15 protein-coding genes are annotated in these 19,256 nt (G+C 64.1%); 9 read left to right on the plus strand and 6 right to left on the minus strand.

Going from position 1 to position 19,256, the window contains the following annotated elements:
- The first annotated feature begins 21 nt into the window (after nucleotides 1-21).
- From RG2_RS14785 to RG2_RS14815, 7 genes are all read left to right on the plus strand, one after another.
- Nucleotides 22-969: a PAC2 family protein gene (locus RG2_RS14785; RefSeq protein ID WP_033231939.1), complete on the plus strand. Its 948-nt coding sequence runs from the start codon at nucleotides 22-24 to the stop codon at nucleotides 967-969.
- Complete coding sequence (locus RG2_RS14790) at nucleotides 966-2,147, plus strand: MFS transporter (protein WP_033231938.1); 1,182 nt, start codon at nucleotides 966-968, stop codon at nucleotides 2,145-2,147. Before RG2_RS14785 ends, RG2_RS14790 begins: the two co-directional genes overlap by 4 nt.
- Nucleotides 2,148-2,294: 147 nt before the next feature.
- A complete protein-coding gene (locus tag RG2_RS14795; protein ID WP_033231937.1) occupies nucleotides 2,295-3,380 on the plus strand; it encodes a helix-turn-helix domain-containing protein in 1,086 nt (361 codons plus the stop codon).
- A gap of 33 nt (nucleotides 3,381-3,413) precedes the next feature.
- Nucleotides 3,414-4,922 carry a TIGR02677 family protein gene (locus tag RG2_RS14800; RefSeq protein WP_051730313.1) on the plus strand — a complete coding sequence of 503 codons (1,509 nt, stop codon included), beginning with the start codon at nucleotides 3,414-3,416 and terminating at the stop codon, nucleotides 4,920-4,922.
- A complete protein-coding gene (locus RG2_RS14805; RefSeq protein WP_033231936.1) occupies nucleotides 4,919-6,349 on the plus strand; it encodes a DUF2398 family protein in 1,431 nt (476 codons plus the stop codon). The genes RG2_RS14800 and RG2_RS14805 overlap by 4 nt, the downstream gene beginning before the upstream one ends.
- Nucleotides 6,346-10,521, plus strand: a complete 4,176-nt coding sequence (locus RG2_RS14810; RefSeq protein ID WP_033231935.1) for a TIGR02680 family protein — start codon at nucleotides 6,346-6,348, stop codon at nucleotides 10,519-10,521. The genes RG2_RS14805 and RG2_RS14810 overlap by 4 nt, the downstream gene beginning before the upstream one ends.
- A gap of 104 nt (nucleotides 10,522-10,625) precedes the next feature.
- Nucleotides 10,626-11,030 (plus strand): hypothetical protein, encoded by a 405-nt coding sequence (locus tag RG2_RS14815; protein WP_033232187.1) that lies wholly within the window; start codon nucleotides 10,626-10,628, stop codon nucleotides 11,028-11,030.
- A 57-nt stretch (nucleotides 11,031-11,087) separates the two neighbouring features.
- Here the strand turns inward: RG2_RS14815 and mshC are convergent, their stop codons facing one another.
- Both mshC and RG2_RS14825 read right to left on the minus strand, forming a co-directional pair.
- A complete protein-coding gene (gene mshC, locus RG2_RS14820) occupies nucleotides 11,088-12,329 on the minus strand; it encodes a cysteine--1-D-myo-inosityl 2-amino-2-deoxy-alpha-D-glucopyranoside ligase (protein WP_033231934.1) in 1,242 nt (413 codons plus the stop codon).
- A gap of 10 nt (nucleotides 12,330-12,339) precedes the next feature.
- The gene (locus RG2_RS14825; RefSeq protein WP_033231933.1) at nucleotides 12,340-14,469 is read right to left on the minus strand and encodes an MMPL family transporter; all 2,130 of its coding nucleotides are present in this window, start codon (nucleotides 14,467-14,469) and stop codon (nucleotides 12,340-12,342) included.
- Between the two features lie 87 nt (nucleotides 14,470-14,556).
- Here RG2_RS14825 and RG2_RS14830 point away from each other — a divergent pair, with 87 nt between their 5' ends.
- The gene (locus tag RG2_RS14830) at nucleotides 14,557-15,000 is read left to right on the plus strand and encodes a MarR family winged helix-turn-helix transcriptional regulator (RefSeq protein WP_033231932.1); all 444 of its coding nucleotides are present in this window, start codon (nucleotides 14,557-14,559) and stop codon (nucleotides 14,998-15,000) included.
- Nucleotides 15,001-15,011: 11 nt separating this feature from the next.
- Here RG2_RS14830 and RG2_RS14835 read toward each other — a convergent pair whose 3' ends face one another.
- The 4 genes from RG2_RS14835 to RG2_RS14850 are packed head-to-tail and all read right to left on the minus strand — an operon-like array spanning nucleotide 15,012 to nucleotide 18,075.
- Nucleotides 15,012-15,818 (minus strand): SCO1664 family protein, encoded by an 807-nt coding sequence (locus tag RG2_RS14835; RefSeq protein WP_033231931.1) that lies wholly within the window; start codon nucleotides 15,816-15,818, stop codon nucleotides 15,012-15,014.
- 3 nt (nucleotides 15,819-15,821) lie between these two features.
- Complete coding sequence (locus RG2_RS14840) at nucleotides 15,822-16,421, minus strand: DUF3090 domain-containing protein (protein WP_033231930.1); 600 nt, start codon at nucleotides 16,419-16,421, stop codon at nucleotides 15,822-15,824.
- Between the two features lie 54 nt (nucleotides 16,422-16,475).
- Nucleotides 16,476-17,171, minus strand: coding sequence for a histidine phosphatase family protein (locus RG2_RS14845; protein WP_033231929.1), 696 nt, complete (start codon nucleotides 17,169-17,171; stop codon nucleotides 16,476-16,478).
- Nucleotides 17,172-17,229: 58 nt separating this feature from the next.
- Complete coding sequence (locus RG2_RS14850) at nucleotides 17,230-18,075, minus strand: undecaprenyl-diphosphate phosphatase (protein ID WP_080711626.1); 846 nt, start codon at nucleotides 18,073-18,075, stop codon at nucleotides 17,230-17,232.
- Between the two features lie 242 nt (nucleotides 18,076-18,317).
- On the opposite strand from RG2_RS14850, the gene RG2_RS14855 reads away from it, so the two are divergent.
- Nucleotides 18,318-19,253, plus strand: a complete 936-nt coding sequence (locus RG2_RS14855; RefSeq protein WP_033231928.1) for an aldo/keto reductase — start codon at nucleotides 18,318-18,320, stop codon at nucleotides 19,251-19,253.
- Nucleotides 19,254-19,256: the final 3 nt, after the last annotated feature.

The following is a 19,256-nucleotide window of genomic DNA, read 5'->3' on the forward strand; positions in this document are numbered from 1 at the left end:
CTCTGGCCGTAGGCTGGGTGGGTGAGTCCAAGTGAGTTCCCCGTCACTCCCGACGGCCCGGTCGATTTCGATGATTCCGCGGCCTTCGAGAGCCCTGATCGCCCCCAAGGCGATATCCCCGTGCTCCGCGATCCCATTCTCGTGGCAGCCTTCGAAGGCTGGAACGACGCAGGTGACGCCGCCAGCGGCGCCGTCGAGCACCTCGAACTGATCTGGGATGCCCAACCGCTCGCGGAACTCGATTCGGAGGACTACTACGACTATCAGGTCAACCGCCCGACCGTACGGCAGGTCGACGGCGTCACCCGAGAAATCGTGTGGCCTGCCACACGTTTGTCCGTCTGCTCACCGCCTGGCAGCGAGAGCGACATCGTTCTGCTTCACGGTATCGAGCCGAACATGCGTTGGCGCAGCTTCTGCGAGGATCTCCTCGAGCTGATCGACCAACTGAACGTCAAGACGGTGGTCATCCTCGGAGCACTTCTCGCGGACACACCGCACACCCGTCCGGTACCGGTGACCGGAACCGCATACAGCAGCGAATCCGCAGCTCGATTCAACCTCGAGCAGACTCGCTACGAAGGCCCCACCGGCATCACCGGAGTTCTTCAGGACGAGTGCGTCCGGGCCGGCGTACCAGCCATCTCGTTCTGGGCAGCGGTGCCGCACTACGTGTCTCAGCCGCCCAACCCCAAAGCCACGGTGGCACTGCTGCAGCGCGTCGAAGACGTTCTCGACATCGAGGTTCCCCTGGGCGAGCTCCCCTCTCAATCCGAGGACTGGGAAGAAGCGGTCAACGAAATGACTGCAGACGACGAGGAGATCGGCGAATACGTACGGACTTTGGAAGAGCGCGGCGACGCTGAGACAGACATCACAGAAGCAATCGCCAAGATCGACGGCGATGCGATCGCTGCCGAATTCGAGCGTTACCTGCGGCGGCGAGGCCCCGGTAGCTTCGGGCTGTGAGCAACACTTCTCCCGACGAAAACACGCACAACCCCAGACCGCTTCGCCTTCGCCTCCAGTTGATCGCGCTGTACGCCGGCGGGTTTCTCGGCCCGTTCGGCGGCGGCGTGGTGGCGTCCGTTCTCCCCGAGATCGGCGACGACCTGGGGGTCGGGGCGTCCGCGGCCGCGTCGTCGCTCACTGCGTACCTTCTACCTTTTGCGGCATTGATGTTGGTGTCGGGAACTCTCGGCTCCCGGTGGGGAAAAGTGCGGACCGTCCGCATCGCGTATGGCGTGTACGTGGCCGCGTCGTTGGCATGTTTCCTGGCTCCGACGCTGGACATCTTCCTTGCAGCTCGGGTCCTGCAAGGTAGCGCCAATGCCTTCACAACTCCCCTCTTGCTTGCATCATTGGCAGCAGCGACGCCACAGGCCCACCTCGGCCGCGCACTGGGCGCCTTCGGTGCGTTTCAGGCCGCCGGTCAGTCGTCCGCTCCCCTGATCGGCGGCCTCGCGGCCGAATTCGATTGGCGCCTTGCATTTCTCGTCATCGCGGTTGTAGCTGGAGTTCTGGGCGCCGTCGGGTTACCCAAAACCACGGCGCCTCCGTCTGCCGCGCCCGCCAGACTCCGTGACGCACTGCGTCCGGAAGTGCTGCGGATCGGCGTTGCCGCCCTCCTCGGTTGGGGCGCACTCGGCGGTCTGAGCTTCCTCCTGGCATTCCGGTTCGAGGACGAGTTCGGTCTCTCGCCCACAGCCCGCGGTCTGATGCTGACGCTGTTCGGTTTGGCCGGCATTATCGCCGCCCGACGAGCGGGAATCCTGATCGACCGCATCGGCGCCCGGAAGGCAGTGACCATCGGCGCAATCAGCGGCGCTGTACTCGTTGCAGTCGTAGGACTCGCGTCCGCTATCCCGGCGATTGCGATCGCCTGGTTTATTGCCGGTGTGTCCAGCCAGTTCGTACTCGTCGGCGTCAACGCGGCGGTGCTCGGCTCGCAGGGTCCGAATCGCGGCGGCGCGGTATCCGTCGTCCAGGCAATGCGCTTCGGCGGCGCGGCACTCGCTCCCCTCGCTCTCACTCCGATCTACGACGCCTCGTCCATCGCAAGTTTCCTGATACCCGCCGCTCTACTTGCTGTTGTGGCTCCGCTGATCATGCCTCGGCAGAAACCGTCGAATACCGCGGAGGCTTAACCCCCTCCGTCGATGATTTCTTGATCCTTTGGGTTACTGAAGTGCGGTGACTTGGTGAATTGAGGCCGTTGGTTCGGATAGAACTGACGACAAATATTCGGAAAATTTGGCGTTTCCGTCAGCGACAGATATTGATACAATGGAACAATGAGCGAATCCGAGTCGGAACCCGAGCGCCCCATCGACATTTTTCGGCGATCCGTCGCGATCATCGAAGAAAATCTGCCCGCCACCTGGTCACTGTCGACGCAACGCTCCCCCGACCTGTCCGAAGCACCCATTCGCCTCGACCTGCGCTCCCCTGACGGGTCGGTCGCGAAGTTCGGCGTCTACGCCGCACATGGAGTTCTCAGCAGCGACGTTCCCGGTATCGCCGACCGCTTCCCCACCGGGCAAACCGGGTTCGTCTGCGCCAAATATCTGTCCGAACCGGTGCGCCGCCAACTCGACGCCCATGCACTCTCCTACGCCGATGCGACGGGCAACGTCTCTCTCACCGCCGATCGCCCTGCCGTCTGGGTGCGAGGCAGGGGCGCCGACGCCGATCCGTGGCGCGGCCCCGGCCGGCCGTCGGGCCAGCTGGCCGGCGATCCGTCGGCGCGGGTCGTGCGGGCGCTCGCAGATTTTGCCCCGCCCCTGGCGATCACAGCGCTGGTCCGTTTGGCCGGGGCATCAACGGGCGCAACGTATCGAGTGGTGCAAACCCTCGCCGATCGGGAATTGGTGACCAGACTCCCCCGGGGCGGCATCGCCGACGCCAACTGGCAGAAGATGCTCCGGGAGTGGGCACAGGAATCCATCGCCAAAGCACCCACACCGCACGGCTTTCACGCTCCAGACGGACTTGAAGCGCTCTTCGATCAGCTCCGCCAACTCAGCGGACACATCTATGCGGCAACGGCATCCGTCGCTGCCGCGCCGTTCGCCCGGTATGCGCCCACTCAGCGGGCTCATTTCCACGCCGACAACGTCGACCAATTTGCCGACGCGTTGGGCCTGCGGCGCGTCGAGACCGGTGCCGATGTGTGGGTCACCGCTCCCCTGTCACCGTCGGTGTTCGACCGAATTCTCACCCGCGACGGCATCCGGATCGTGTCTCCGAGTCAGGCCTACGCCGATCTTCTCGTCGGTCCGGATGCCGACGAAGCAGCGGCCGATCACCTCATGGGCTGGATGATCGAGAACGAATCGCAGTGGCGACGCGCCGCCTCCCCAGCCAAGGATCGACCGTAGGGAAATTCGGACGACACTCTCGCCTACGCTGTCATGGTGAATGAAACGCATATCGCGGGCGTAGCGACGGCGTACGCGGATACCCATCGACTGAAATTGTTTTCGTTCACGGTCGCCGAGAAGCGCGCCGAGTACCTGTGGGTACTTCGCGCATTCGACCACGCGCGCGCCAATTACACAGTCCTGCTCCATGCGGGGACGGTCGCTCAGATCCTCGAGAAGATCGGTGGCTCGGATCCCGCCGCTCAGCTGTCGTCAACCGAGATTGCGCCTCTGCTGGACCAGTTGCACGTGTGGGAGATTCTCGAACGCAGCTACGACGGCACACGCGCCGCGTCGTTGGCCGAGTATCGGAACCGCCATTTTGTGTACCAGTTCGGCCAGGCCGGGTATCAGGTGTACCGGTCCGTCGAGGACGTACTTGCCGCCAGGCTCGACAATTCGTCCCTCTCACGACTGGCGCTGGCGGACCTTCTGGCCGACATGTCGGAACTGGCCGAAGCCAATCGAACGGCAGACGGCGACCTCATCTTCCGCAAACTCAAACGCCTCGACTCGACACTGTCCGACATGGCCGATCGTGCCGCGCACTTCTATCTCACGCTCGGCGATCTGGTTCGGACGACGGAAGTGACGCCGCAGGCATTCCTGAACCACAAGGACGCCCTGCTGACGCACATGCGCGAATTCAGCTCCGACCTCGCGCGGTACGCCCCGAAACTCAAGGAAGCCATCGAGCACGTCGAATCGACAGGGGTCGACCGGATGATCCGGCTCGCTGCCGCCAGCGACGAGCGAGTGTTCGTTCCGATCGCCGAACGCGAAGACGACTGGATGGCCCGCTGGCGCGGTTTGACCGCGTGGTTCGTCTCCGCCGAGACCGGGATCAGCGAGTCCGAGCGACTGCGCGAAGGCACCATGAGCGCGATTGCCGCAGTGCTTGCTCTGTTGCGCCGCGTCACGGAAACCCGTCGAGGCGGGGTCAGCCGCGAAAGTCAGCTGCGCCATCTCGCGGGGTGGTTTGCCGCGACACCGTCCGAAGACGCGGCTCATGCACTGTTCCAGGCCGTGTTCGACCTCGGTCGCCCGCGCCACCTGTCGATGGTCCACCCGGACGCCGACATTATTTCCCACCACCGATCCTGGTGGGAGGCACCGCCCGTCGAGATCGCCCGCACCCTGGCGGAAACAGGGCGCCCACCGTCGCCCGGCTTGCCCAGCAAGGTCGCCCGCAACGACGGAAGTATCCGACGGCTGCGCGAAGAACAGCTCGCGGCGCAGCGAACCCGCAGTGCCGCAGCACAATCCCTGGCCACCAACGGTGTGTATCAACGTGAGCTCAATGAGCAGGAGACCGAAGTTTTGCTGAGTTTGCTCAATGCCGCACTCACGGCCCGCGTGCCGGTCGTCGGCCGCGTCAAGAGTTCCACCGGTAGCGAGAACGGGGTGAAATTGACGCTGAGCCCGTCGGACGGTTCCACCACCATCACCACCGCGCGTGGCCGGATGCACCTCGACGGCATCGAGGTCAGCGTTCGATGAGAGCTCGCGAGATCACTCCCCTTGCGCTCGATTCGTATCAACGCGCGGCAAGGGTCATCCTGTCGAATCACCTGGTCACCACGTCGTATCCGGATCGGGCGGCGTTGCCACTGCTACGCCGGTGGGCCACCGAACTGCGAGATGACCTCCTCGACCTCTTCGGTTACCGCCTCGAGGTCACCGAGACAACGGCTCGGTTGTTCACGGTCTCCGATCGCCTCAACCCGTCGGCACCCGCCCAGACGGCAACCGAGCGCACGTTCGACCGCACCCGGTACTCGTATTTGGCTCTGTGCCTCGCGGCATTGGGCCGCGCCGGCAACCAGATCACGTTGTCGGAGTTGGCAGATCACGTGGCCGCCGACGCCGCGCAGGTGGACGGCGTCGAACTGTCCACCGATCGCGGTGCCGATCGCGACGCGTTTGTCGACGCCGTCGGCTGGCTCGGCGTGCGTGGCGCCATCGCACTCGCCGACGGTGACGCCAACGGCTGGGCATCCAATCCCGAAGCGGGAGAAGCGCTCTACGACATCGACCGATCCGTCGTCGTGGCACTGTTCCGCCCACCGCGCGCGCTGCAGCACCTGCATTCCATTCGCGGACTCCTTGCTGCCGAAACATCCCAGGCGGCTGAGGAAGACGGGGTTCCCGTGGACGCCAAGGCAATCGGGCGGCGAGTGCGTCGGGCTCTCGTCGAACGCCCAGTGGTGTTGGCCGGTGAACTCGATCAGCATGAACTGATCGCGTTGGCCCAACCCAAGACCGCGTCCGACGTCGAAATGTTGACCGGACTCGTTGCCGAGCGCCGGGCCGAGGGAATCGCGATGATCGACCCCACCGGGCGCCTGTCTGACGTGCGTTTTCCCAGCACCGGCACGATCGCCCAGGTCGCACTGCTGCTGGCCGGCGAAATCGCCGACCGGATACTCGACGTCGACGCGCCGGAACTGCCGAAACTCCCGCTTCCTCCCGAGTCCGACGACCACCTCATCGAGCAACTCGATGCAGCGATCCCCGAGGCCGGAATCTTCGAGGATCTTGCCGACGAGGATGCCGAGCCCGTCGAACCTGCTGCGGAGCCTGCCGATCCCGAGGAACCGGCGACATATCCCCTGATCGACGACACGTGGCTGGCCGACAAGATCACCGAATTGGTGGATCAGTTCGGCCGAACGTTTGCGGCGCAGTGGCAGGCGGACCACAACGGACTGCGTAAACAGTCACTCGGCCTGCTGCAGCGACTGCGCCTGACACACGCGGTACCCGGCGGAGTGCTCGTTCTGCCCGTACTCGCGCGCTACCGCGACGTTGTGGTCAATGTCCGCGAACGCGATCCCCTCATCGACTTTGCGGTCGACAACTCCGCACCCGAGCCCAGTTCCGAATTTTCCGGCAGCACAGAAGAACCAGAGGTAGAAAACGCATGAACAGCGCCCGTTTCCGACCTACCCGGGCCGGCATCATCAACCTCTGGGACTACCGCGACCAGGAATTCTCCTTCGCCGACGGCCGCCTTGTCCTGCGCGGACCCAACGGATCCGGCAAGACCAAGGCACTCGAGGTGCTGTTCCCGTTTGTCTTCGACGGCCGCATCGAACCGCGTCGCCTCAATCCGTTTGCCGGCGAAGAACGCACCATGAAGTCGAACCTGCTCTATCGCGGGCAGGACACCGCACACTCCTATGTGTGGATGGAGTTCTGCCGCGGCTCACTCGACGACCCCGAAGCCGTCACCGTCGGCATCGGCATGCGTGCGAGCCGAACCAACGACAAGGTCACACGCTGGTACTTCGTCGCCGACGGCCGAGTGGGTGTCGACTTCTCGCTGATCGGCGCCGACGATCGCCCGCTGACAAAGAAGCAGTTGGCCGAGCAACTGGGCAGTGACGCGATCACGGACCGTCCCCTCGACTACCGCACCGCCATCGACGCGCGCATGTTCGGCCTCGGCGTGCAGCGTTACGACCAGCTGATCAACCTGATCCTGACACTGCGCCGTCCGCAGTTAGCGAAGAACCTTGACCCGAAGGGTCTTTCGCAGGCCCTCACCGACGGACTGCGCCCCCTCGACGATCAATTGGTGCTCGAAGCTGCCCGCTCGTTCAGCGACATGGAAGAAGTGGGCCGCGCGCTCGAGGGGCTGGCCGCTGCCGACGGCGCGGCCCAGACTTTCATCGGCGTCTACACCAAGTATCTGCGCCAGCAGTCGCGGGGCGAGATCGAACAGGTCGGGGCCCGCCTGGCCGCGGTCACCAAAGGTGTTGCCGCCATGGACGAATCGGCTGTTGCCCAGCTGCGGAGCCGAGAAGCGCGCACAGCAGCCGAAGAACGGTTCAATGCCGCCGAACAGGCACTCGATCACGCCCGCGCCAATGTCGAAGCGCTGCAACGCTCGAGCGCGTACGAAGGCAAGCAGCAGCTCGACGACCTCGCGCAGGCCGTCGCAACGCTGAAACTGTCCACCGAGCAGCAGGCCGACAAGTCCCGCAAGGCGCAGGCAACATTGGCGCAGCGCGGCGACGAAGCCGAAAAGGCCACCGCGTCGGTACGCCGCGGTGCCGAAGCGCTCTCGCGGGCCGAGGACGAACTGCGCGTCGCCGCCGAAGACGCCGGTATCGTCTGGACACCGCTGCCGGACGGTTCCCGCAGCGATCAGATCACCGCTGCCGTGCGTGGCCACGCCGAAGAGCGCGACGGAGACGTTCGTGTTGTGCGCGCCGCCCTCGCCACCGTGGAGAAAGCCACCACCGAGCGGACCCGCGCCGAGAATTCGTCGCGTCGTGGCCAAGAACTGCTGGAATCAGCCAAAGCTGCGGTGCTCGAAGGCGAAGCCGCCGTCGAGTTGGCTCGCAGTGAATGTGCGACCGGCCTTCGCTCGTGGTGGACCGGGCATTCGGAGCGCTACGCCGCTGCCGGCGCCGATACCTCACTGTTCGAGGCACTGGACGGTGCACTGTCGGCAGTCGGTGACGAAGACGCTCCGACGCTGGCTGCCGTACTCGCCGAACACACCGAGGCCGGAATCGAAGCCTTGCGGGAGCGTCGACGCAGTGCGGAAGCGGAAATCTCAGCCGCCCGCGCCTCAGTCACCGCACTGAAAGCCGAACGCAAGGCCGTCTCGGCCGAGCACGACGATGCTCCGCCCGCATTCCACGCCCGCACCGACAGCCGCAAGGACCTACCAGGTGCGCCCTTCTGGAGCCTTGTTCGGTTCGCCGAGTCTGTCGAACCCGACGTGGCCACGGGAATCGAATCCGCACTACAAGCGGCAAATATGTTGGACGGCTGGGTAGTGCCAGGCGAGCAACTGCCCGAATTCGTCAGCGAGCAATTCCTCACAGCACTCCCGACAAAGCAGCGGCCCAAGGGACGCACCCTCGCCGATGTTCTCGAGGTCGAGGGCAACTCCGACGTCCCCGACGCACAGGTCAGGGGAATTCTCGCCTCGATCAGCCTGGTCGAGAACGCGGACACCACCACCGCCGCAGTTGCTATCGGCGTCGACGGCCGATTCTGGCAGGGTGTTGTCCACGGACGGCACGTCAAGACCGATGCCGAGTACATCGGCACGACGGCCCGCGCGCGTCGTCGCGCTACCCGGATCGCCGAAATCGACGTCGCCCTCGACGAACTTGCCACGGCAATCGACACCGGCACAGCACTCGTGGCGCAGACCAACGAGCAGTTGGCTCAACTTGCCGCGGCCGCAAAAGAACTCCCCAAGACCGGCTCGATTCTGCGCGCGCTCAAAGCCGTCGCCGAATCGGCGGGCGCTCTGCGCACACGGTCCGAAGCAACAGACAGCGCGCAGCGTGAACTCGACGCCGCGATAGCGGATCTCGCGGCCAAGGAAAAGCAGTTGCGCGCGACGGCGTCGACGCATCGCACCCCGCACGCCGGCCGGGAACTCGACTCGTTGGCGGCGGCGATCCGTCACTTCGAGAAGCAAGGCGACGTCGCCCTGCGATGCCGACGCGAGTACGCCAAAGAGGTGGAACTCGAACGCGAATCGATCGACCGCCTCGACGAATCACGCACCAACGCCGAGGAATTTGCCGAAGAAGCGGCCATCGCGGAGGAGAGCCTGCTCCAGCAGGTCCAACGCCTGGAAACCCTGCGCGACACCCTCGGCGCGAGTGCCGAGCAAATCGATCTCGACCTCGCCAAGGCGCGCGCCAAGATCGAGGAATGCAAAGTCGACCAACGCGCCGCCCGTAAGGCCTACGACGCGGCCGTGCTTCACATCGGCACCGCCGAAGGCGCCTACAACACCGCCGTCGAGACCTTGCGGCACACCCTCACCGAAACGCGTAGCGACGCAGAGCAACTCGCGCCGTACGCGCGACCCGATCTGCTCGAGCTGCTCGGCATCACCGAACCGCTGAGTTGGCCTGCCAGTTCCGCGGCGTGGATGAGCCCCGATCAACTCGTCTACCGGATCCAGAACGAGGACCGCACCGACGACGCCCCGCACCCGCCGGTACTGCCCGAAGACGTGGACAAGCTGTACCGGGCACTCGACGCGGCAACCTCGACGGTTCGCGTCACCGACGGTGCGCGCAAGGCAACCCGCACGGCCCTGACGTCCGCGCTGCAGGAATTCGACGCCCAACTCGCTGCCGCCGGCCAGGATTACCGCCTGCAGTGGGACGCACCGGACGGGCTCACCGTCGTCCGCGTGCAGGACGAGCAGGGACACTCTTCGATCGGCGAGTTCGCAACCCGCATCCACGAAGCACGCGGAGATCAGGAGCAGCTGCTCACCGAATCCGAGCGCCGTATTCTCGAAGATGCACTGCTCACCGGTCTGGCCCAACAGATCCACGAGCGTACCGTCGACGCCCGCGAACTCATCGCGCAGATGGGCACCGAGATGCGCGAGCGGCACATGTCGTCCGGCAACACCATCGGCGTCCACTGGGTTCTGGCCGACAACCTCGACGACAGCTCCCGCGCCATCTCCAAACTGCTCGATCGAGACGCGTCGGCGCTGGGCGTGGACGAGTTGGCGACACTGCGCGCACATTTTGCGACGCAGATTCGCACTGCCCGGGCGGCGCATCCCGAGCGGTCGTACCCGGAGATCCTGTCGTCGGCACTCGACTACCGGCAGTGGCGGTTCTTCTCCTTCACCCTCATCAGCGGCGAAGGCAAGGAAGACAGACTCACCGTCGCCCGGCACAGCGCGCTGTCCGGCGGCGAGCAGTCGGTGTCGCTGCATCTGCCACTCTTCGCGGCAGCGCACGTCATGCTCGATTCAGCCGATCCGCATGCGCCGCGGCTACTTGCACTCGACGAGGCATTTGCCGGCGTCGACGACAACGGTCGAAGCGAGTTGTTGGGATTGAGCGTCCAGTTCGATCTCGACCTCTTCATGACGGGATACGACCTCTGGATCACGTACGCCGACGTCCCCGGGTGCGCACACTACGACCTGGCTCACTCGACGGCCGAGCAAGCCGTCAGCGCCGCGCTGCTGGTGTGGTCGAACGGTGAACTGCTCGCCGAACACGACGGAACGGACTTGGCCAGAGCGCTCGGATCTCCGCTGCGCCGTAGGGTGCCCACCCCGGCCGAAGGTGCGCTCGACTACGCCTAACACCGTGCGCCTCGAGGTCGATGGAATGGGAAGCGCCCGGGTTGGGTACCACCGCACCACCCGCGCTTTTCATCCATGGGCCGAAACTTGCGAGCGGAGACGACATGAAGAAAGCCATCGCGACAATCATGATCGCGGGCGCAGCGTCGATGATGTGCGCCTGCGGAAACGACGACGGTGACCAGAACCAGGGCAACGGTCACACCACCGGTCAAGAAACCATGCGAATGCCCGCCGGAACGTCGACGGGCGAGATGAGCGCTGTCGATCAGGGAAAACTGACTGCATTTGTTGTGGCGTTTCGCACCCGCTACCCGGATCTTTCACAGGATCGAGACGATGCTGACATCAAAGAGATCGTGCTCGATACGTGCGACGACATCGCCGAGGGTGCCTCGGAGCAACAAGTCAGCGACGAAATCCGCGATCAGGCCGAACACAACGGCGTTATCCCGACCCAAGCCCAGGTCGACGAGATCTACGACATGGTGACGCCGGCGTGCCCGTGAAAGCACTGTGCGCCTTTGTTAACCGCCCGCGGTTGACAAAGGCGCACAGCTAGTACATCAGCGCAGCGAAATCCCCAACAGGGCGTCGACGGCATCGGCGAACTCGCCCGGTGCCTGTGCGTCGGATCCGCCACCTTCGAGTGCACGACGCGCCCAACCGTCGAGGGCGTCAAGAGCCTTCGGGGTGTCGAGGTCGTCGGCGAGATGCTGACGCAACCGTGCAACTGTGTCGGTGACGGACGCAGCGGAACTCAGGGCCGCGGCAGCACGCCACACCTTGAGACGATCCTGCGCATCCTCGAGGACCTGTTCGGTCCACGCCCGGTCCTGACGGTAATGGCCGGACAGCAGTCCGAGACGGATCGCTGCGGGGTCGACCCCTTCGCCACGAAGCTTCGAGACGAACACGAGGTTGCCGCGACTCTTCGACATCTTCTCGCCGTCCAGACCGATCATGCCGGTGTGAACGTAGTGACGCGCGAAACGACGGTCACCCGTGGCACATTCGGCGTGCGCTGCCGAGAACTCGTGGTGCGGGAAGATGAGGTCGCTGCCGCCGCCCTGGAGGTCGAAACCCGAGCCGATGCGGTTGAGTGCGATAGCCGCGCACTCGATGTGCCACCCGGGGCGGCCCGGTCCGAACGGTGACGGCCAGGACGGCTCACCCGGGCGCACAGCCCGCCACACCAGTGCGTCGAGCGGATTGCGCTTGCCGGCGCGATCCGGATCGCCGCCGCGCTCGGCGAAGAACTTCTCCATGGTCTCGCGGTCGTAGCCGGACTCGTAACCGAACTGTTCGGTGGCGTCGGCCCGGAAGTAGACGTCGGGGAACTCGGCGTCCTCGACGATGTAGGCCGCGCCGGATGCGACGAACTTCTCGACGAGTTCGACAACTTCGTTGATCGATTCGACAGCGCCGATGTAGTCCTTGGGAGGAAGCACGCGCAGCGCCTCCATGTCTTCACGGAAGAGCGCCGTCTCGCGCATTCCGAGAACAACCCAGTCTTCACCGTCGCGGTTGGCGCGTTCGAAGAGCGGGTCGTCCACGTCGGTCACGTTCTGGACGTAGTGAACGTCGTGTCCGGCGTCGCGCCAGATACGGTTCACGAGGTCGAAGGTGAGGTACGTGGCGGCGTGCCCGAGGTGGGTCGCGTCGTACGGTGTGATGCCACAGACGTACATCGTGGCGGTCTTCCCGGGGGTGACTGGACGAACCTGACGGTCGGCCGTGTCGTACAGCCGCAACGGCGGCCCCTGACCGGGTACGGACGGGAGTGCGGTATCGGACCAAGACTGCATACTGGCGAGCCTAGTGGAGACTGGTCGAGGGCTCGGAAGGTGCTGGCTGATCCGGTGTCGGTTCCGGCGTGGACGCCAGCTTGCTCGGCCACCAGATCTTCTGCCCGATGTCGTACGTCAACGCCGGGACCAGCAGTGATCGGACAATCAACGCGTCGAGCAGCACACCGAACGCAACGATGAAGGCAATCTGCGCGAGGAACAACAGCGGAATCACAGCCAACGCCGAGAAGGTTGCTGCCAGAACAACTCCGGCTGAGGTGATGACGCCGCCGGTGACGGTCAGTCCCCGGAGCGCGCCTGCCCGTGTACCGATCTTCTGTGCCTCCTCCCGAACCCGGGTCATCAGGAAGATGTTGTAATCGATCCCGAGTGCGACGAGGAACACGAACGCGAACAACGGCACCACCGGATCTGCGCCGGGGAATCCGAAGACATGCTCGAATACGAGCGACGAAATACCCAGTGTCGCAGCAAAAGAGAGCACTACGGTGCCCATGAGCAGCAGCGGCGCAAGGAGTGATCGAAGCAACAGCGCGAGGATCGCGAAGACCACGAGCACTACCACCGGGATGATCAGCGTGCGGTCGCGCGTCGACGTGGTCTTGGTGTCGAGATCCGTAGCGGTGACACCACCGACCAAGGCGTTGGCCCCCTCGACGGAGTGGACTGAATCACGTAGTCGCACAATCGTGTTTTCGGCCTCGATCGAATCAGCGGCATCGGTCAGCGTCGCCTCGAGCGAGACACGGCCGTCGACGACAAGCGGCACTCCCCCGTTCTGAACAACAGTGACGTCACTGACGCCGTCGACTCGGCTTGCCGCGACAACGGCATCCATCTGGTCTGCATCAGCGATCACAATCGCCGGGGAACCTGATCCGGCGTCGAAATGCTCGCCGAGAATCTCCTGACCCGCAACCGAGTCGACCTCGAGCAGAAAGACGTCAGACGACGCCACTCCGCTGGCCTTGAACTGCGGCATCATCAGCGCGAAGATCACCAGCACCAGCGTCGACGCCACCCAGAAACGACGCGGATGCCGCCCGATGCGAGCGGCAAGTCCGGCCCAGAAACGGTGATCGTCTGCCTCGTCGTGGTGGGCGACGTCGGCGTCGAATTTCGGCTTGGTCGGCCAGTACGCGGTACGGCCGAACAATACGAGAATGGCAGGCAGGAACGTCATCGATGCGAGGAACGATGCGGCGATACCGATGGCCGCGACGGGTCCCAATCCGCGGTTCGAGTTCAGATCCGACAACAGCAGGCACAGAACGCCCGCGATCACGGTACCGGCTGACGCTGCGACGGGTTCCAGCGTGGCACGCCACGCCACCCGCATCGCCGAGTATTTGTCCTGCTCGATGCGCAGTTCCTCGCGATAGCGTGAGACCAGAAGCAGCGCATAGTCTGTCGCGGCGCCGAACACCAGGATGAACAAAATGCCCTGGCTCTGACCGTTCAACGCGATGACGTCGGCGTCGGCCAGCGCGTACACCAACAGACTCGACAAGCCGAGCGCAAAGACCGCCGAGAAAATAACCACGAACGGCAGGATGGGACTGCGATACACCACGATCAAGATCAGAATCACCACTGATCCGGCCACCAGCAACAAGAGACCGTCGATGCCCGCAAAAGCGGCGGACAAGTCGGCGACCTGACCGGCCGGACCGGTCACCAGGACGGTCATTCCCTCCGGCGCGGATTCGAGCGCGGCACGCAGTTCCTTCACCGAGGTCTTGACCTCGACTGTGCTGTCGATCGGGAGGAACAGCTGCAACGCCTGACCGTCCGCCGACGGAATCGCGGGCGAGCTCGCGTCACCGAATCCTTCGGTTCCGACAAACTCTGCGACCGTGTCCGTCAGGAAGGCACTGTCGCCGCCCTGCAGCCCACCCGAACGTTCTGCGACGATGATCGCCGGAACAAATCGTGTGTCGGTGAAACCTTCCTGGAGCTTGCCGACCTCGGTCGCTTCCGCCGATGCGGGCAGGAAGGACGTGTTGTCGTTCTGCTGCACTGTGCTCAGTTTTCCGGCAAACGGTCCACCGAAGCCGCCGATAGCCAACCAGCCGATTACCAGCAGAGCTGGCACAATCCATCTCAGGCGACGACGCGTACTCGTGGGTGTGCTCACGGTTTCTCCAGAGTTCGGTTTGGCTGATGCGTGATGGTCCCCTATTTTGTTCAGCAAGCTGAACAATTGCAAACGGAAGGCAGGAGCGTGACCGAGGATGGGCTCGAAAACTGGCCGACAGGCCGCTTGCTGTCGACTGCGGCGCGCCTCGTCGAACACTCGTGGGAGCAGGTCCTACGCAGCCAGGACATGACGCACGCCGGACTTATCGTCTTACATTCCATCGCCATGTCCCCCGCGTCGCAGCGAGACATCGCCAAGAAGGCTCGGGTAACCGACCAGACCATGAGTCGGACCGTCGATCGCCTCGAGCGTGCCGGCTACGTCACCCGGGATACCGATCCGCGCGACGAACGACGACGCCTCATAGCCATCACGGCGTCCGGGCAAGCGACCTATGAACGCCTACTCGAACTCGAAAAGGACGAAGCCGCTCTGGCCTTCGGCGCCGGAGATGTGTCGGCATTGCGCGAACAGCTACTACGGCTGGTTCGGTCACCGGAACTCAATCCCAAGTACAACGAAAACTAGTACAACGAAAACTAGAAAGCCGGCCACGGGATCGTTCGATGCCCGTTCGGCACAGGCATGACTGCTGACAACGTCAGCTCACGCGCCCGCTGCGCCAGCGCCGCAATTTCGTCGTCGGTAACCAGTTCCGACAGTTCATCACCGAAACTGCCGTCGACAGTTGCCGCAAATTCCGCGACATCCGCGATCAAGGGCCCGGGAACTTGTTGGCCTGCCCATCCCCACAGGACAGTGCGTAGTTTGTTGTCCGTGTGCATGCAGATTCCGTGATCCACGCCGTAGACGGAGCCGTCGATCCCTTCGAGTGCATGACCACCCTTGCGATCCGCGTTGTTGATGAGGACATCGAGCACTGCCATCCGCTGAAGCCGCGGATCATCGGCGTGAATGAGCGAAACCGGTTCCCCCGCAGAATCGAACGCCTGAAGAACCTCGAACCATCCTGACGGGACATTGTCCGGGCTGCAGAGATCGACGATGTCCGGCGTACCGAGCACGTCAGCGTGGCGGTCGACGGTGTCGATCCATTTCTGCACCATTCCTGGCCCAAAAGGTCCGTCGCGCAACACTGTTCGCGGGATGACACCCCACCCCAGCGCCTCCGACACCCGATACGACGCCACTTCGCGCCCCGCCAAGGTGCCGTCCGGGAAGTCCCACAACGGGCGCTCGCCGCGCACCGGCTTGTAGACGACCCGCATCGACTCGTCGCCGAGAACAGCGTCGCAGACCAAAGTTGCGTTGCTGGCAGTGGTGATCTGACCGATCACCGTCAGCTCACCTTCGAGCTGGACATCAGGGCCAGGCGAGCTCGACACCGCTCAGTCCTCGTCGGTGTCGGCGTCGTCGATCGCGAACCCGAACGAATCACCGCGGCGATATCCGTTGGTCCGGACACAGATATGTCCGTCCGGAGCGAGGGGTTCGCCGCACAGCGGACATGGCGCACGGCCGGCGGCAATCACTCGCTCGGATCGCAGTGAGAATTCGCGCGCCTGCTCCGGAGTCAAGAACACGCGGACCGCGTCGGGTCCGTCGTCCGAATCGTCGAGCACGACCGACTCGTCGAACTCGGTTTCGCTCACTGCAAGAAGTTCCACCACAACGGCGCCGGCATCTGCATCCCAGCCCAAACCCATCGTCCCGACCCGGAATTCGGCATCCAACGGAGTAACAAGCGGACTGAGGTCGGTGATATCACCGGCTTCCGGCGGAACCTCGGTGCCGAAACGGCGATGTACCTCTTCGAGGAGTAGACCCATCCGGTCTGCCAGTACCTGAACCTGCTGCTTTTCGAGCAGCACGCTCACTACTCGCGCCTCGTGCACGGCTTGGAGATAAAAAGACCTGTCACCGGGTTCTCCCACGGTCCCTGCGACAAATCGGTCAGGGGTGCGAAATACGTGAATCGCGCGCGACATTGCACCTCCTCGAATTCGAGCGGAACTTCCCTGGGTACCCATTATCCGTCACGATCACACTCCGACCTCGCCGCCAGGCACGGATTCCTGTTCGGGAGCGGAGCCATTGGTCGACGCCTTGGCCTGACCGATCGCCGCCAGCGCATCTCCGGTGTCGTTGACCCGCAGCACGAAGGGCGAGGTCGCGGAATATCGGATCACACTCATCGACGCCGGTTCGGCAACGATGCGCTGGAACGAATCGAGATGCATCGCGTACGCGTCCGCCAGTACGGATTTGATGACGTCGCCGTGTGTACAGGCAATCCACACGACGTCTTTGCCGTGCTCCTCGGCAAGCCTTCTGTCGTGTTCACGAATCGCGGCAACGGCCCGCGCTTGCACTTGCGCCAGCCCTTCACCATCGGGGAAGACGGCACCCGACGCGTGCCGCTGCACAACTTTCCACAGCGGTTCCTCGAGCAAATCCTTGAGGGGGCGGCCCGTCCACTGCCCGTAGTCCACCTCGACGAGGCGTTCCTCGACAACGGGAGTCAATCCACGGTCCGCAGCGATGGGACCCACCGTCTGCTCACATCGCAGCAGCGGAGACCGCACGATCTCGGCAATGTCGAGACCCACCAACCTGTCTACGACGGCCGCTGCCTGTTTCCGGCCGTGATCGTCGAGTTCGACGCCCGGCGTGCGACCGGCAAGTGTGTGGGCCGTGTTGGACGTCGACCGCCCGTGCCGCAGAAGGACAACTGTCATGCCATAACCCTAATGGGGCGGCGCAGAGCGCGGCGGGCGGTCGACGTCGAAACCGGCGTTATGTCGCGGACACAACCCCTGTGGCCAGCAACGCAAGGACGACTACGCCGAGAGCGATTCTGTAGCCGACAAACCAGTACATCGAGTGATTGACCACAAACTTGAGCAACCACGCGATGGCCGCATAGCCGACCGCAAACGCGATCACCGTCGCGACGAACAGCTGGGGGCCACTGGCGTTCAGTCCCTCACCCGCAGGTTCGAAGGCATCGGGAAGGCTGAACAGTCCCGACGCCAGCACCGCCGGGATCGCCAGCAGGAACGAATAGCGTGCGGCGGCCTCACGTGTCAGTCCGAGAAACAGACCGGCGCTGATGGTTCCACCAGAACGCGACACTCCGGGGATGAGGGCGAGCGCCTGCGCCGAACCCATGATGATGCCGTCACGCGCTGTGAGGGACTCGATGGGTCGGGACTTACGTCCGTAGTACTCGGCGGCGGCGATCACGAGCGCAAACACGATCAGCATTGTGGCGATCAGCCACAGATTTCGTGCGCCGGTACGGATTTGGTCCTTGAACAGGAACCCGAGAATACCGACGGGCAGCGTGCCGATGATGACGTACCAGCCCATCCGGTAGTCGAGGTCGCCGCGATGCTCGGCGTGGAACAACCCTCGGAACCACGCGGTGATGATCCTCACGATATCGCGCGCAAAATAGATCAGGACCGCGAGTTCGGTGCCGAGCTGAGTCACCGCGGTGAAGGACGCACCGGCATCACTTCCGAAGAAGATCTCCGAGACGATGCGCAGATGCCCCGACGACGAGACGGGAAGAAATTCGGTCAATCCCTGCACGAGCCCCAGGACCATGGCCTGTAGCCATGTCATCGCCTCACCCATCAGAGAACCGCCCGGACTGATGCGAACTGCACTGATTCGAATGGGATTACTACACAACAGTTTCGTGGGGCGAGTTCACTTTTCACTGGCGTCACGCTACCGGTGCACCGCCAGACGTGCCGCGCCCGGCACGCTGATGCCCGAATCCCCCGAGTTCGGTCGGGTGACCACTAGTCTGCACGTGGTGAGAACTCCCGGGTGCGACGTACGCTCCCGGGTCGGGCGTGAGATGGACGGCATTGATGAAACACAGATCAGTCGGAACGAGCGGACTTCGGGTGTCGCGACTTGGACTCGGCACGCTCACCTGGGGACGCGACACCGACGGGGACGAGGCCGCCGCACAACTTCTGGCATTTGCGGAAGCCGGCGGAACCCTGGTGGACAGCTCCCCCGCGTACGGTGACGGCGCGGCTCAACGACTCCTCTCCGAACTTCTCGACGACGTCGTCCCCCGCGACGAACTGATCGTCAGCTCGAGCGCGGGGATCCATCCCAACCCGATCGGCACGGATCGCGTCGACTGCTCGCGGCGAGGCCTGCTCCGCCAATTGGACGCCACACTGCGCGAACTCGGCACCGACTACCTCGACATGTGGCAAGTCGCGACTTGGGATCCGCTGACCCCGGTCGACGAGGTCGCTGCAACTCTCGACTACGCGGTCTCGAGCGGCAAAGTGCGCTATGTCGGCGTGCGCGGCTACCTCGGGTGGCAGTTGGCTACGGCCGTCGGCGCCTGTGGCACAACATCTCTCACCGCCACTCAGGCGGAGTACTCCCTTTTGGCGCGAGGCGTCGAAGAGGAATTGTTTGCTGCCGCATCACACCACGGCGTCGGAGTCTTTGCCGCTGTCCCCCTCGCCGGCGGTGTCCTCACCGGTAAATACCGCGGCGGGATTCCCGTCGATTCCCGCGGCGCCGACGACGCTCATTCCCACCACGTGCAGAGCTACCTCACGGATTCGTCGGTCCGGGTTGTCGACGCCGTCGTTACAGCCGCCGACGGTCTGGGTACCTCACCGTTGGCTGTTGCTCTCGCCTGGGCTCGCGATCGCCCCGGAGTTGCCAGCGCCGTCGTCGGTACTCGGGATCTCGCGCAATTGACGGGTGTACTGGTAGCCGAGGAGTTGGAGTTGCCTGCGGCGATCGCTGCTGCACTCGACGACGTGAGCGCGTAACTT

The organism is Rhodococcus globerulus NBRC 14531 (assembly GCF_001894805.1).
GTDB classification, from domain to species: domain Bacteria; phylum Actinomycetota; class Actinomycetes; order Mycobacteriales; family Mycobacteriaceae; genus Rhodococcus_F; species Rhodococcus_F globerula.